Origin of the sequence: Flagellimonas baculiformis, assembly GCF_033441575.1 — a bacterium.
GTDB classification, from domain to species: Bacteria; Bacteroidota; Bacteroidia; order Flavobacteriales; family Flavobacteriaceae; genus Flagellimonas; species Flagellimonas baculiformis.
In genome coordinates this window covers 1-14,049 of the sequence record NZ_JAUZVW010000012.1, presented here as the reverse complement: position 1 = coordinate 14,049, position 14,049 = coordinate 1, and the positions used below count along the sequence as shown (strand labels likewise).

Below are 14,049 nucleotides of genomic sequence, written 5' to 3'. Positions count from 1 at the left end.
TTATTCATAATGAACGAAGTGAAGAATCTGGTTAAGACATCAGATTCTTCAGTCGTCAAGCTTTCACAAAATCACATTTGATAACTATATCCCCACTTGTCTACTCTCGATAAGACAATTTCTTATCTTTATGAACCTATGGACGAGCTGGTAGATATTCTGGATGAGCTGGGCAACCCGACCGGACAATCGTGTTTGAAGTCGGAAGCGCACCGAAAGGGGCTATTGCACCCTACCATCCATGTTTGGCTCTATAATCAGGATGGAAAAGTGCTGATCCAACAACGTGGGAAACACAAGGACACCCATCCCCTACTTTGGGACGTGTCAGTGGCCGGCCATGTGGCCGCTGGGGAAAATATTCCGCTTGCCGCGGTCCGGGAAGTACAGGAGGAAGTGGGACTCACCATTTCCGAAGCGGACTTGGAGCCCATCGGTACTTTTAAGGCCATCCATAAAATTTCCGAGGATTTCATCGATGCGGAGCTCCATCACCTCTTTTTATGTGAGCTGAAAGTCCCCATCACCGCACTGACCAAACAGGAAAGCGAAGTGGACGCCCTGGAACTGATCCCGCTCTTCCGATTTGCCGAGGAAACCTGGGGACTGGCCAATACGGCCAAATATGTGCCCCACGGCCCCACCTACTACAAAACCATCGTAAAGGAGATCAAAAATCGGATTTGACAGCTTCTGCAAATTGTGCAAAAGCATCCAGAGCATAGGCCTTCTGGTCGCCGGTTCTCATGTTCTTGGCCACAAAGTTGCCCTCGGCCAGTTCCTGTTCGCCCAAAAGGACCACATAGGGAACTCCCCGCTTATCGGCGTATTTGAACTGCTTTTGCATTTTGGCATCCATGGGGTACAGATCGGCCCTCAAGCCCAATTTGCGCAAAGAGGATACCAATTTGAGGGCTTCCAAACCTTCCTGTTTTCCGAAATTGAGACAGAGCACGTCCAAAGAAGTGTCCAGACTGTCCGGAAATAGACCCAATTCTTCCAAAACGAGATAGATGCGGTCCAACCCAAAGGAAATGCCCACACCACTGACGTCCTTCAAACCAAAGATCCCGGTAAGGTCGTCGTAGCGGCCCCCGCCTCCAATGGAACCCATGCTGACGCCTTCGGGAGCGGCTACTTCAAAAATGGCCCCGGTATAGTAGTTGAGCCCACGCGCCAAGGTCACGTCCAATTGCAATTGGGCAGACTGTAGCCCAATCATCCCCACGGTAGAAATGATCTCTTCCAGTTCCGCAACCCCGAGCATGCCCACTTCTGAGTTGGCAAGCAAGGTTTTTAGTTGCGCCAATTGTTTCGATGCGGAGCCGGACATCTCGAACAGAGATTGTGCTTTGGCTATGGCATTTTCAGAAATGCCCTTTTCCATCATTTCGGCCTTCACCTTCTCCTCACCTATCTTGTCCAATTTATCAAGGGCCACCGTAAAATCGACCAACAGATGCTTGGCCCCGATCACTTCGGCAATGCCAGACAGGATTTTTCGGTTGTTGATCTTGATGGTGGTGCCCTTCAATCCCAAATCTGTAAAAACGGCATCGTAGAGTTGTACAAATTCCGCTTCCTGCAACAGGGAATTGGCCCCTACCACATCGGCATCACACTGGTAAAACTCACGGAAACGGCCTTTTTGGGGCCTGTCGGCACGCCAAACGGGCTGAATCTGGTATCTTTTGAAAGGGAAATCTATCTCGTTCTGGTGCATCACCACATAGCGGGCAAAGGGCACGGTAAGGTCGTAACGAAGGGCTTTTTCAGAAATATGAGGGGTTAAATCTTTTGAACCTATTCTCTTAATTATTTCTACATATAATGCATCGAAGGGAAAATCAGACAAGTCAAATTCATAAACATCATTAGAGATAAAACTGGAAGCTTCTTCATTCCTAAACCTCTTTTTCTCAATTGCCTTATAAGACCATGTTATTATATGATGTTTAAAATTTGTTACTGCTTCAGAATATATATTCTTAAAACGAGAATTATACTGTTCTAATAAATTATTAAAATGAAAGGTGATGGTATTTAGAACAAATGAATTTTTTAGATATTCACTAAATTTTAATGACCTATTCCTTATTTTATCACCATATTCTTCGTCAATTTCGGAACAAGCATTTTGAAGTCTAGTTGCCATGGTGTTTCTAAAATCCGTAGATTCAGAAATATCCTGAGCAAATTTTTCAAAATAATCCCCCGAATTCAAAATCTTAAAAATCAAGCGGTCGCCTTCTTCCCCATATTTGCCCATCAAAGTGTCTGAATTTTCAAAAGATGGGGTCTCTATCGGCATGAAACCAAAGGTTTCAAAATGCTTTTTGATGTTTTGGATGATATAGTTGCGCTTAGCGACCTCTGCCGGTGAAAAATCCCGGGTCCCTTTGGGTATGGATGGTTTCTGTGCCATGTGGTTATTAAAATTCTGGTGCAAATATACGGTTTAGGTTGAAGAACAGGTAAACAGGGAACAAGTACAAATGTCAAGTTCAAGGTTCAAAAAACAAACTCCAATGTTTCAATAACCAAGTGATGATTACCTGACACGAATTGCACGAATCAACACGAATACTTTTGATTTTGTGACTTGCTCTTGCACTTGTATTTTCATGGGGTTACTCCATAATCTGCTCAAACCATTGGTAGAGCTCACCTTTGGTGATGACGGCGCCTTGCTTCAAAAGTTCAAACTTGTCCACGTTCTTGTCCTCGCCATAGGCCTTGGATGCGGTGAGGTATTCCACGAAATCGGATTGGAAATTGCGCTTGAACCACCCAAATCCTTCATTGGTCCGCAGGTCGATCTCAGGATTCAGGACTTTTACGGAAAGGAGTTTCATTTCCTTCTCCGTGAGGTGGAACAGGTGCATGTGCCGTTCGGAAATATTCTCCAAGTATTCCACTTTGGACAACACCCCTTCCCAGATCAGGTCGCTGAACACATCGATTTCCTCTTCGGCCACCTCTGGCTTATCGGCTTTGAGGGTTGCCCATTCTTCGGCCGTGATGGACTGGGTGGCCAAAAAATTGATGAACTCCGGATGCAGTTCTTCCAATTGTTCCTTGGTCAATCGTTTGTATTTCATGGTGCAAAAATAAAAAAGACAGGTTGTTGATGTCCCAAAAAACGGGAACAAAAAAAGGGCCATGCAAGCACGGCCCTCAAAAATCATATCACATTTGATCGTTAGTTCGCCTCGGCGATCACTTCAAAAGGGAATTCCAATACAACTTCCCTGTGAAGTCGGATGACCGCCTCATAAGGACCTGTCCTTTTGATGGCTCCACCCTTGATATTGATGAATTTCCTATCGATTTGGTGTCCTTCCTTGTCCAAAGCGGCAGCAAGGTCAATATTGGTCACCGACCCGAACAACTTGTCTCCAGCACCTGCCTTGGCAGCGATGCGGATCTCCAATTGTTTTAGGGCTTCAGCGATCTTGTTGGCCTCATCAACGATTTTCTTCTCTTTGTGGGCCCTTTGCTTAAGGTTCTCTGCCAAAACTTTTTTGGCAGAAGGCGTGGCCAATGTGGCCAAACCTTGTGGGATAAGGTAGTTTCTGCCGTAACCGTTCTTTACGGTAACGATATCATCCTTAAATCCCAAATCCTGTACATCTTCTCTTAGAATAAGTTCCATTCTTCGGTATTTTTTATTTCAACATATCGCCAACGTACGGCATTAACGCAATGTGACGGGCACGCTTAACGGCCTGGGCCACTTTTCTCTGGTATTTCAAGGAAGTACCTGTAAGTCTTCTGGGAAGCAGTTTTCCTTGCTCGTTTACCAATTTCATCAAGAAATCCGGGTCTTTGTAATCAATGTATTTGATACCTGATTTCTTGAACCTGCAATATTTCTTTTGCTTGTTGGTCTCGATATTGAGAGGGGTCAGATATCTGATTTCCCCGTCCTTCTTTGCTTTTGCTTGTTGTTCTATGGATGCCATGTCCCTATGCGTTTGCTTTTAATTTGGTTCTTCTTTTCTCTGCCCAAGCTATTGCATGCTTGTCCAGTTTAACGGTCAAGAAACGCATGATGCGCTCATCTCTCCTGAATTCCAACTCGTAGGGGCCTATGGCCTCACCGGGAGCAGTGAATTCGAACAAGTGGTAAAAACCACTTTTTTTGTGCTGAATGGGATAGGCCAATTTTTTAAGTCCCCAATCTTCCTTGGAGACCATTTTGGCACCATTCGTAATCAAGAAATCCTCGAATTTCTTGACTGTTTCCTCTATCTGGGTCTCAGATAGAACGGGATTCAAAATGAAAACAGTTTCGTAATGGTTCATATTATATATTTTTAAAGGAGCGCAAAAGTAATAATTATTCCTTCTCCCTGCAAGAAAACCGATAAAACTTCGTTTAAAGTACAAGAGTTATCAACACCGATGAACCTAATAAACCTAAATAACGTAAATGGTAATATACACAACAAAATAGACCATGTTTACATCTTTTGTTGCTCCTAAGCGTCTTTTTTATGTAATTTGCCGATGATTTAAAACCCTACAAATCACCCCATTCTATGAAATTAAAAAGTATAATTGTAGACGATTCTTCCATGCAGCGGATGGCCGTTGCGAAATTGGTCAACAATCATCCACATCTTGCTTTGGTTGCCGAGTACAGCAACGCCATTGAAGCCAAAAATGGCCTGAAAAACCACGACATCGACCTTATCTTCTTGGATGTTGAAATGCCGATCATCAGTGGTTTTGACCTTTTAGAGGCCCTAGAGAACCCACCACAAGTCATTTTGATCACAGGAAAACCTGACTATGCCCTTAAGGCATTTGATTATGACGTGACCGATTACCTTCACAAACCCATCACCCTGGCCCGTTTTGAAGCCTCTGTAAAAAGAGCCGTTGCCAAATTTGAGCAATTGAACCGGGTGGATGAGGACGAAGAGCACATTTTTGTAAAGAGCAACCTTAAGAAACGTAAGGTTATCCTAAACGACATTAAATGGATCGAGGCGCTTGGGGATTACATCAAATTGGTGACCGATGAGGCCAATATCGTGATCTTGTCCACCATGAAATCTTTCGAGCAGCAGTTGCCTGCCGAAAAATTTCTGCGCATCCATAAATCGTACATCGTGAATCTGGAAAAAATCGAAAAATTCAACAGTAAAAATGTTGAGGTCGGTGGCAGACAGATTCCATTGAGCAGAAACAAAAAGACTGAGCTGGCAGAAGCGCTCGCCAACGTATAGTAAAAAGCTATATGTGGTCCACATTGTAGACCAGTCTTACACTTTTATACTTTGAAATAGCATTGAAGGATTTTTCAATCCTTTTAATGCTATTTTTTGTTTGTGCCAACGACTGTTTTTTGGGAATCTTGATCAAGATATTTTTCAGGTAGTCCCGACGTATCCTGCCCACAGGAGGGTATTCCGGTCCCAAAATCTGGTGCCCCAACACATTGCGGAGTGACTCGGCCAGCCATTGAGCGGCCTCGTTCAGTTTATTGAAGTCCCTGTCCTTTAGCGTGATCTTGATGATCCGCACCAAAGGTGGGTATTTGAACTGTTCGCGCTCGTACAACTGTTCCGCAAACATTTTATCGTAATCATTGGTGGTGACTTGCTGCAAGATCTGATGGTAGGGATTATAACTCTGGATGAGCACTTTTCCTCTTTTCTGGGTCCGCCCTGCCCTGCCCGCTACTTGGGTCAGCATTTGAAAACTCCGCTCATGGGCTCGGTAGTCGGGAAAATTGAGCATGGTATCCGCATTCATGATGCCCACCAAGCTCACATTCCTGAAATCCAGCCCTTTGGTCACCATTTGGGTACCCACCAAAATATCCATCTCTTGGTTCTCGAAGGCGGAAATAATCTTTTCATAGGCATATTTTCCGCGAGTCGTGTCCAAATCCATCCTACCAGTGGCCACATCCGGGAAAAGTTGTCCCAATTCTTCCTGTATCTGTTCCGTTCCGAAGCCTTTTTTGTCCAAAGTAGGGCTGCCACAGGCCAAACATGCTTGTTGCAAAGCCATGTGATATCCGCAATAATGGCAGCGAAGCTGATTGATGCGCTGGTGATAGGTCAAGCTCACATCACAGTTGGGGCATTGGGCCACGTGCCCGCAGGTAGTGCACTCCACCACTGGGGCAAACCCTCTTCGGTTCTGAAAAAGAATGACCTGCTCCCCTGCTTCCAAAGTTTCGGAAATGGCATTAATCAGGGTTTCGGAAAAATGGCCCTTCATCCGCTTTTTTCGGGTGGCCTCCTTAATATCCACTAGATTGATGTCGGGCATCAACACATTTCCATATCGATATTGAATCGAAGCATAGCCATATTTCCCTTTTCTGGCATTGTACATGCTTTCTATGCTCGGCGTGGCCGACCCCAAAACGGTGCGCGCCTTATGTAGCGAGGCCAACACAATGGCGGCATCACGGGCATGGTACCGCGGTGCGGGATCAAATTGCTTGAAGGAACTTTCATGCTCCTCATCCACCACGATGAGTCCTAAATTGGTGAAAGGCAAAAACAAGGAGGAACGGGCACCAATGACAATCTGTGCCTTCTCGGCGTTTTTCAGCACATTGTTCCAGACCTCGACACGTTCGTGGATGCTGTATTTGGAATGGTAAACGGACACTTTGTGCCCAAAATAGTCCCTCAACCTATTGATCAATTGGGAGGTGAGTGCAATTTCTGGCAAAAGATAGAGCGCCTGCCGGCCAGTGTCCAGACATTGCTGGATCAATTTTACATACACCTCTGTTTTTCCCGATGATGTGACCCCGTGCAGCAAAACCGGTCTGTCCTCCGCAAAACCTGAGTTGATATCCTCCAGCGCCTTGTTTTGATGTTCGTTCAGGTCAATGTTCCGGGCCTCCTCGGACTCTTCATTGTACACCACACGGTCCTGCCTTATCTGATATTCTTTTAGAATATCCTTATCGATAAGGGCTTTGATCACTGCCTTGGAACTGCCGCTATGCCTTTCCAGGTCGGTAATGGGGATGGGTTTGTTGCTCTTGGTCCGCAATTGAAAAAGGGAGAGTACCACTTGGCTCTGTTTGGGCGCCCGGGAAAGTTCGTTCAGTAGCTCTTCCAATTGTTGGTCATCGTCATAGGTTTCGGAAAGTTTCACATAGCGGACCAATTTGGGCTTGTACTGTTCGTAGAGCTCTTCCTTTTGCCGAACCACTCCTTTTTGCACCAAACCATTGATCAGGGAGAGTACATTTTTCTTGTCCACGATATCGCTGATCTCCTGAACTTTCAATGCAGACTGGTGCTGCAATGCTTCATATACCAAAAACTCATCGTCACTGAGTCCCATTTCATCCACGGTAGCCTCTTTGTTGGGGAGTATCAAGGTCTCACTTTCCAATAAAAAGGCACTGGGCAGGGCACTACGGATGACTTCGCCCAAGGTGCACATGTAATATTTGGCCATCCATTCCCAATGTTGCAACTGATATGGACCTACAAGGGGAGCGTCATCCAAAATTTGATAGATGTCCTTGGCTTCGTAGGCGGTCGGGGCATTTTGGTGTACCCGATAGGCCAAGGCCGTGTAGATCTTTGACTTGCCAAAGGGAACGGCAACGCGCATTCCGGGCTGGATAAAGTCCGCCTCCCGTTGGGTGATGCTATAGGTAAAAAGTTTTTCTAAGGGGATGGGAAGGACAACTTCCAAAAAATATTCCATACACTACTCCTCAATCACCCTGTGCCAGGTCTGCGTTCGGTGCAAAAAAGCCAGATAGCCCCTCACTTTCAGGCGGTCGTCATTTTCTTCGTCCAACCAGACCTTGCCCCTAAAGGTCATTCCTTGCTCGGGATCGAACAATTTATCGCCTTTGTACTCTCCTTTTCCATTATGCTCGAAATCGTCCATGATCTTCATGCCCAGCACCGGTTTGTCCTTCAGCTCTCCATCACATTTGGTACATAGGGCATCTTGCTTCCCTTCCTCCAATATTTTGACCACCTTGGCATGCATCAGGCCATCTTCCTTATAGATTTCGATGATCGCCTTAGCAACGCCGTTACGGTCATCAATGGTCTTCCATTTCCCAAAAACAGACTGCGACCATGCCCCTTGAAAACATAGAAAGCCTATCAGGAAAATGCATTTATGGATTGTTCTGTTGCCTTTCATGTCGTTTTTTTAGTGAGTTGAGGGTCGCATTGAGTTCAAAACCCAACAATAATATATTGGAATTTAACCAAATGAACACCATCAGGATCAATAATCCTCCCAATGCCCCATAAAGTTCGTTATAGCGGGCGAATTTTTCCACATATATTCCAAAAAGATACGAAGTAAATAGGAACAACAGCGTGGTCATGAGTGCGCCGGCTGAAAAAAACCTCGCATTCCTACCTTCGGCGGTCCCAAAATAGTAAAGGATGGCCGTGGTGAGGTAGGACAGGCTCAGGAAAAACACGATCTTGGCAATCTGGATCCCAACACCATCCCCTTTTTCTACATCGTATCCCAAGGTCTTTCCCAAATACTTGCTGGTGTATTCCACAATATAAAATTCGAAGTACACAAAGGCCACGGCACCAATGATCAACAAAATGGAGAGAATGAGCCCAACCACAAGGGCGTAGGCGTACTGTCTGAAAAAATTGCGGGTAAGCTCCACATGGTACGAATTTTCAAATCCTCCAAAAATGGCGTTCACCCCGTTGGCCACCAAAAAGATGGACACGATGAATGCCGATGACAGGAGCCCGCCTTGCTTCTGGTCCTTGATCTGCTGATAAATCTCCCCAAAATAGTCGCTGGTGGCCGAAGGCAGGAAGGATTCCAAAAAATCGAGGAACTGCGCATCGAAATTTTCATTGCCCACGCTCACATACGGGATAATGAAGGGTATGAGGGTCACCAAGAAGATGAGCAATGGGAACAGGGCCATAAAAAGGCTGAAGGCAATGGAACTGGCTCGGGCGGACAAGGTTCCCTTGACGACCCCAACCAAATACATCTCGATCAGGTCATAAAGGGAAAGTCCTTCAAAAGCCTTCAGTTTGATGCGCTTCAACAAACGCACCAACCAATTGACCACGGGTATCTTTTCCAATTGCTCTTCTATGGCCACTGACATTTTATACCGCTTTTAAACTAAGGTCCATATTATAGACTGAATGGGTCAACGCACCGGAGGAAATATAATCCACCCCGCACTCGGCATAGGCTCGGATGGTCTCTTCGTTGATCCCTCCGGAGGATTCGGTCTGGCACTTCCCGTTTATCCGTTTTACGGCTTCGCGGGTCTGTTCATAATCAAAATTGTCCAACAGGATGCGATATACCCCATCAGATTTCAGAATTTCATCGACCTCATCCAAATCCCTCGCTTCCACAATGATTTTCAGGTCCTTCCCCTTTTCCTTGAGGTATTCCCGGGTCTTTTGGATGGCCTTGGTGATGCCCCCTGCAAAATCGATATGGTTGTCCTTCAGCATCACCATATCGTACAGGGCGAACCTATGGTTCTCGCCACCGCCTATCTTCACGGCCCATTTTTCCAGCGCCCGGATTCCTGGAGTGGTCTTGCGGGTATCCAAAATCTTGGTGTCGGTGCCATCCAGAAGGGACACAAAATCCTGGGTCTTGGTGGCAATGGCACTCATGCGCTGCATGGCGTTGAGCACCAACCGCTCCGCCTTTAAAATGCTTTGGGAGCTTCCCTCCACATAAAAAACGACATCCCCGTATTTTACAGGACTTCCATCTTCCATCAGGACTTCGATCTTCAATTTTGGGTCGATGTAACTGAACACCAATTTGGCAAACTCCACGCCGGCAATGATGCCCTCATCCTTTACTAATAATTTGGCTTTTCCGGTGGCCGATGCAGGAATACAGGCCAGTGAACTGTGGTCGCCATCCCCGACATCTTCGCGTACCGCATTGGAGATGATCAGGTCCAGTTCCTTATGAAATTGTTCTTCGGGTATCATGCATTTGGGTTTCCACGAAAATACTAAAAACATTGGTGTTGTTGAAGTACCATATATTTATAGAGATAGGAAAAAAATTGAACTGCATATCCCCTATTTGCTGTACCAGTGGCAATCCTGTTTCATATTCAACAATATAGTCTCGGATGGTAGAATCAAAAATGTTGAAAATAAAAAGCCACTGAAAAATAGTACACACTCTTCAATGGCTTGATAATTTTAAAAGAACAACTGTCTATGGACATGGTCCTAATTGAGGGTCAATCCCTGAAACTTCCCAGAAAAAATCATTTATAAGAATATTCAATGCTGCATCCGTTTCTGCTCCGCAAAGGGGAACCCCTTTCATACCCAAAGTAATGTTCGTGGGCCCATCGTTCTGTTCCAAATATGTAGCCCATCCAAGCAACGTGGCATTTGCATTGGCATACGACATGCCAGAATCATCCAGCATTTCTGTCATATCGCCTGTAATCGGAACAATGCTTCCAATTTTCCAGTCTCCAAGATCTTGATCAAAGTTCATGGCCTTTTTAAACATTTTGTCCATGCTTATAACCTGATTGGTATTCCAATCCCCGATATCTTGGTTAAAGGCAACTGCACCAAAAAACATTCCTTGCATATTGTTTACGTTACCTACATTCCATTTTCCAATATCTTGATTGAAATTTGAAGCACCATCGAACATATAGGTCATATCGGTGACTTTGCTCACATCCCATCCCCCAATATCCATATTAAAAGAGATGGCCCCTTGGAACATAAATCCCATTGTGTTCACATTACCGGTATTCCAATCCCCGATATACTGATTAAACGCAGTGGCTTGAGAAAACATCCCATACATACTTTTCACTTCACCTACATTCCATTTCCCAATATCCTGATTAAAATTCGTGGCTCCGGCAAACATGTAATTCATATCGGTAACATTGCTTACATCCCAATTTCCTATATCCTGATCGAAATTGACGGCACCAGTGAACATAGATCCCATGTAGGCCACATTGCTCACATCCCAGTCTCCAATGTCTCCGTTAAAAGAGCTTTCAGAAAACATGCCGTACATGGATTGAACTTCAGATAAGTCTGGTTTGTCGGTGGCAGTGAAATTATGCAAGTTGATACATTTTTCGAATGCATAACCGAGGGATTGCCATTTGTTGGCACCCCATTGCACTACATCCACAAGGGAATTTTTAGTGACGTCTTCAATATCAAGCATATACAATGCTGGAAACTGACCTTTAATGGCTACATAATAAGTTCCTTGGGTGAGATATTGATGCTTGGGATAGAGTTCTGTTATATGCTCCACTGTGCCGTCTCCCCAATCTATGGTAAAATCGTAGGTATAAGTAATGTTTGGGCTTGTTGCTATGGTAATCTCTTGTCCAGCTTCCACCTGCCATTTGGTGATAAAAGATGTGGGATCCTCAAAAAGGGTTTCAACAACATTGGTCACGGCTATGGTCACATTAAATTCTACGATTTGGTTCGTGCCATCGTTCACACCTATGGTCAGTTCATGTTCTGTCTTGGTTTCAAAGTCCAGGGATTTTCCTTCCAAGAGGGACAGATCTCCTCCTTCGGTAATCTCGAACAGTTCGTCAGCATCCTCCAGTATGCCAAAAGTAAGGTCATCCTCTTCGGGATCGCTGGCCAGCACAGTCCCGATTATATGCGTGTCCGAAATGTCCTCTGAGGTGGTGAAGGTTTGTGGCTCTGTGGTGGGCGGTAGATTCTCCGGTTCCAATGGGGTCAAATTGATGGTGATTTCGGCCTTGGCCTCGTCGGTGCCATCGGTCACAGCTACGGTTAGGGTATGTTTGATATTGGAAGCGTAGTCCAATGCCTTGCCAACTGCCAAGCTCAGATCGCCCGTTTCGGTGATCTCGAACAAGTCATTGTCGTTTTGTGAAATGGAGAAGGTCAGTTCCTCATCTTCGTCTGCGTCGGTAGCCTCCACGGTACCGATGAGCTGGGTATCTGAAATGCCCTCGGACACCGTAAAGGATTGTGCAACGATGATAGGCATGTTGTTCTCGGGTGGCGGTGGCGCATCGTCCTTGCCACAGTTCCAAAATAGGATAAAACTCAAAAGGGCCAAAAAGCAGTTCTTGTTGTTCATTAGTGGAGAGAATTGTATTGATCTGCACCAATGTCTTTAATTTTTCTCATTGGGTGAGCAGTGATCTGACGAATGTGGCTTTTGATCTGACGGATACCACTTTTCTGAGGAAATAATACTCTTTAGAATGATTTAATCAGTAATGAAGACTTTACGTAGTTCAAGTGGTCTTTAATCTTTTGAGGCCAAAAATGGATCTTTTCTCTCTTCTCTTTGTTCTTGAACTTGAAACTTGCTCTTGGGCTTTTCCCCATCAACCCAAACACCCCATCCGTCAACCCAAACGGGGCATCCGTCAGATCGTGCCAAAAACATTCCCCCGATCGCCCCATCTTGCCGTTATTTTTTCACCCTAAAACAAAATATGTTATGAAGAACATCATGAAAAAACTGGGCACCGCCTTCTTGGCCATTGCCCTTCTCTGGTCCTGCGGGAAGGACGACGGGCCCGAACCGGCCAACACCGCCCCCGTGATCGCCGACCAGGCCTTCAACGTCTCCGAGGACATCACCCCTGCCGATGCCATCGGAACGGTCTCCGCCACCGATGCCGATGGCGACAAGCTCACTTATAGCATCAAAACGAACGACGGCGACCTCTTTGCCATCACATCCGCAGGGGCGCTCACACTGGCACAGGGCAAATCGCTGAACTTTGCCGCCAAGGCACAGCACACCATCACCGTGGAGGCAAGCGACGGGGACAAGGCCGCCACGGCCAAGGTCACCGTGAACGTGTCGCCCACGGGCACCGACCCCAACAACACGGCCCCCGAGATCGCCGACCAGGAGTTCTCCGCAAAAGAGGACATCGCCGACACTGCGGTGATCGGCACCGTGGAGGCATCCGATGCCGATGGGGACGAGATCTCCTTTGCCATCACGGCGGATGCCGATGGCCTCTTCGAGGTCGATGCCGCCACAGGGGAGCTTTCCCTGATGGAGGGCAAGGCACTGGACTTCGAGGCCAAGACCGAACACAGCATCACCGTGGAGGCCAGGGACGGCGACAAGAGCGCCACCGCCACCGTGGCCATAAAGGTCACCAACGTGATCGAGGGACTGGCAGAGGACCCCGCCTCCTTTGTCACCACCTGGAAGACGGAGGCCGCCAATGAGGAGATTTTGATTGTCCTGTCCAATGCTTATACCTACGACTTTACCGTGGACTGGGGGGACGGCACCGTGGAACAGATCAACACGGCCGGTGACATCTCCCACGTCTATGCCAGTGCAGGTACCCATACCGTGGCCATCAAGGGGCAGTTGCCGGCGGTTTCGTTTAGTGGCGAAGGCGACCCTAACCCCGCCAAGTTGCTAACGGTGGAGCAATGGGGCAGCATCCAGTGGAAGAACATGAACAGTACCTTCGCTTATTGTTCAAATATGGTCCTCAACGCCACGGACAAACCGGACCTCTCCCAGGTGACCGATATGGCTCATATGTTCAGAAATGCCGCTGCCTTCAATAACGACCTCAGTGATTGGGACACCTCCAATGTGACCAATATGTCCTTAATGTTCTATGGCTCCACTTCCTTTAATGGAGACCTTAGTGGCTGGGACACCTCCAGCGTGACCGATATGGCTCATATGTTCAGAAATGCCACTGCTTTCAATAAGGACCTCAGTGATTGGGACACGGCCAGTGTGACCGATATGGCACGTATGTTCTATGGGGCCACTTCCTTCAACGGGGACATCAGTGGGTGGGACACCTCCAAAGTGACCGATATGGCACGTATGTTCTATGAGGCCGCTTCCTTTAATGGGGACATTGGCGATTGGGACACTTCCAACGTGACTGATATGGGCCTAATGTTCACCGAGGCCACATCCTTTAACGGGGATATCAGTGGATGGGACACGGCCAACGTGACGGATATGTCATATATGTTCTTTGGGGCCACTGAATTTAACAGTGACATCAGCGGATGGAACACCTCC

13 protein-coding genes are annotated in these 14,049 nt (G+C 46.6%); 3 read left to right on the top strand and 10 right to left on the bottom strand.

Going from position 1 to position 14,049, the window contains the following annotated elements; all coding sequences use genetic code 11:
• Positions 1–138 precede the first annotated feature (138 nt).
• Positions 139–687 (top strand): NUDIX hydrolase, encoded by a 549-nt coding sequence (locus SD450_RS15425; protein ID WP_318345354.1) that lies wholly within the window; start codon positions 139–141, stop codon positions 685–687.
• On the opposite strand, the gene hisS is transcribed toward SD450_RS15425, so the two are convergent.
• The 5 genes from hisS to rpsF form a co-directional block, all read right to left on the bottom strand.
• The gene (gene hisS, locus SD450_RS15420) at positions 671–2,425 is read right to left on the bottom strand and encodes a histidine--tRNA ligase (protein WP_318345353.1); all 1,755 of its coding nucleotides are present in this window, start codon (positions 2,423–2,425) and stop codon (positions 671–673) included. The two genes, SD450_RS15425 and hisS, sit on opposite strands and share 17 nt — an antisense overlap.
• A gap of 205 nt (positions 2,426–2,630) precedes the next feature.
• On the bottom strand, positions 2,631–3,101 hold the full coding sequence (locus SD450_RS15415) for a DUF6495 family protein (protein WP_318345352.1): 471 nt from the start codon (positions 3,099–3,101) through the stop codon (positions 2,631–2,633).
• A gap of 101 nt (positions 3,102–3,202) precedes the next feature.
• Positions 3,203–3,655, bottom strand: a complete 453-nt coding sequence (gene rplI, locus SD450_RS15410; RefSeq protein WP_318345351.1) for a 50S ribosomal protein L9 — start codon at positions 3,653–3,655, stop codon at positions 3,203–3,205.
• 13 nt (positions 3,656–3,668) lie between these two features.
• On the bottom strand, positions 3,669–3,965 hold the full coding sequence (rpsR, locus tag SD450_RS15405; protein ID WP_072882551.1) for a 30S ribosomal protein S18: 297 nt from the start codon (positions 3,963–3,965) through the stop codon (positions 3,669–3,671).
• Positions 3,966–3,969: 4 nt separating this feature from the next.
• Positions 3,970–4,308: a 30S ribosomal protein S6 gene (rpsF, locus tag SD450_RS15400; RefSeq protein WP_072882550.1), complete on the bottom strand. Its 339-nt coding sequence runs from the start codon at positions 4,306–4,308 to the stop codon at positions 3,970–3,972.
• A 236-nt stretch (positions 4,309–4,544) separates the two neighbouring features.
• Here rpsF and SD450_RS15395 point away from each other — a divergent pair, with 236 nt between their 5' ends.
• The gene (locus SD450_RS15395) at positions 4,545–5,237 is read left to right on the top strand and encodes a LytR/AlgR family response regulator transcription factor (protein ID WP_072882548.1); all 693 of its coding nucleotides are present in this window, start codon (positions 4,545–4,547) and stop codon (positions 5,235–5,237) included.
• A gap of 7 nt (positions 5,238–5,244) precedes the next feature.
• Here the strand turns inward: SD450_RS15395 and priA are convergent, their stop codons facing one another.
• The 5 genes from priA to SD450_RS15370 all read right to left on the bottom strand — a co-directional run bounded on the left by priA (position 5,245) and on the right by SD450_RS15370 (position 12,102).
• Positions 5,245–7,701, bottom strand: a complete 2,457-nt coding sequence (gene priA, locus SD450_RS15390; RefSeq protein WP_318345350.1) for a replication restart helicase PriA — start codon at positions 7,699–7,701, stop codon at positions 5,245–5,247.
• Positions 7,702–7,704: 3 nt separating this feature from the next.
• The gene (locus SD450_RS15385) at positions 7,705–8,154 is read right to left on the bottom strand and encodes a DUF2147 domain-containing protein (protein WP_318345349.1); all 450 of its coding nucleotides are present in this window, start codon (positions 8,152–8,154) and stop codon (positions 7,705–7,707) included.
• The gene (locus SD450_RS15380; protein WP_318345348.1) at positions 8,129–9,109 is read right to left on the bottom strand and encodes a YihY/virulence factor BrkB family protein; all 981 of its coding nucleotides are present in this window, start codon (positions 9,107–9,109) and stop codon (positions 8,129–8,131) included. Before SD450_RS15380 ends, SD450_RS15385 begins: the two co-directional genes overlap by 26 nt.
• A gap of 1 nt (position 9,110) precedes the next feature.
• Positions 9,111–9,968 (bottom strand): carboxylating nicotinate-nucleotide diphosphorylase, encoded by an 858-nt coding sequence (nadC, locus tag SD450_RS15375; protein ID WP_318345347.1) that lies wholly within the window; start codon positions 9,966–9,968, stop codon positions 9,111–9,113.
• A 235-nt stretch (positions 9,969–10,203) separates the two neighbouring features.
• Positions 10,204–12,102, bottom strand: coding sequence for a BspA family leucine-rich repeat surface protein (locus SD450_RS15370; protein ID WP_318345346.1), 1,899 nt, complete (start codon positions 12,100–12,102; stop codon positions 10,204–10,206).
• Between the two features lie 369 nt (positions 12,103–12,471).
• Between SD450_RS15370 and SD450_RS15365 the strand changes: the two genes are divergently transcribed.
• The coding region (locus SD450_RS15365; RefSeq protein WP_318345345.1) for a BspA family leucine-rich repeat surface protein at positions 12,472–14,049 on the top strand (1,578 nt) is incomplete at its 3' end.

Excerpts from the sequence above, each read along its gene's own strand:
- SD450_RS15425 (WP_318345354.1), top strand. The coding sequence starts at position 139 with ATGGACGAGCTGGTAGATATTCTGGATGAGCTGGGCAACCCGACCGGA.
- hisS (WP_318345353.1), bottom strand. The coding sequence starts at position 2,425 with ATGGCACAGAAACCATCCATACCCAAAGGGACCCGGGATTTTTCACCG.
- SD450_RS15415 (WP_318345352.1), bottom strand. The coding sequence starts at position 3,101 with ATGAAATACAAACGATTGACCAAGGAACAATTGGAAGAACTGCATCCG.
- rplI (WP_318345351.1), bottom strand. The coding sequence starts at position 3,655 with ATGGAACTTATTCTAAGAGAAGATGTACAGGATTTGGGATTTAAGGAT.
- rpsR (WP_072882551.1), bottom strand. The coding sequence starts at position 3,965 with ATGGCATCCATAGAACAACAAGCAAAAGCAAAGAAGGACGGGGAAATC.
- rpsF (WP_072882550.1), bottom strand. The coding sequence starts at position 4,308 with ATGAACCATTACGAAACTGTTTTCATTTTGAATCCCGTTCTATCTGAG.
- SD450_RS15395 (WP_072882548.1), top strand. The coding sequence starts at position 4,545 with ATGAAATTAAAAAGTATAATTGTAGACGATTCTTCCATGCAGCGGATG.
- priA (WP_318345350.1), bottom strand. The coding sequence starts at position 7,701 with ATGGAATATTTTTTGGAAGTTGTCCTTCCCATCCCCTTAGAAAAACTT.
- SD450_RS15385 (WP_318345349.1), bottom strand. The coding sequence starts at position 8,154 with ATGAAAGGCAACAGAACAATCCATAAATGCATTTTCCTGATAGGCTTT.
- SD450_RS15380 (WP_318345348.1), bottom strand. The coding sequence starts at position 9,109 with ATGTCAGTGGCCATAGAAGAGCAATTGGAAAAGATACCCGTGGTCAAT.
- nadC (WP_318345347.1), bottom strand. The coding sequence starts at position 9,968 with ATGATACCCGAAGAACAATTTCATAAGGAACTGGACCTGATCATCTCC.
- SD450_RS15370 (WP_318345346.1), bottom strand. The coding sequence starts at position 12,102 with ATGAACAACAAGAACTGCTTTTTGGCCCTTTTGAGTTTTATCCTATTT.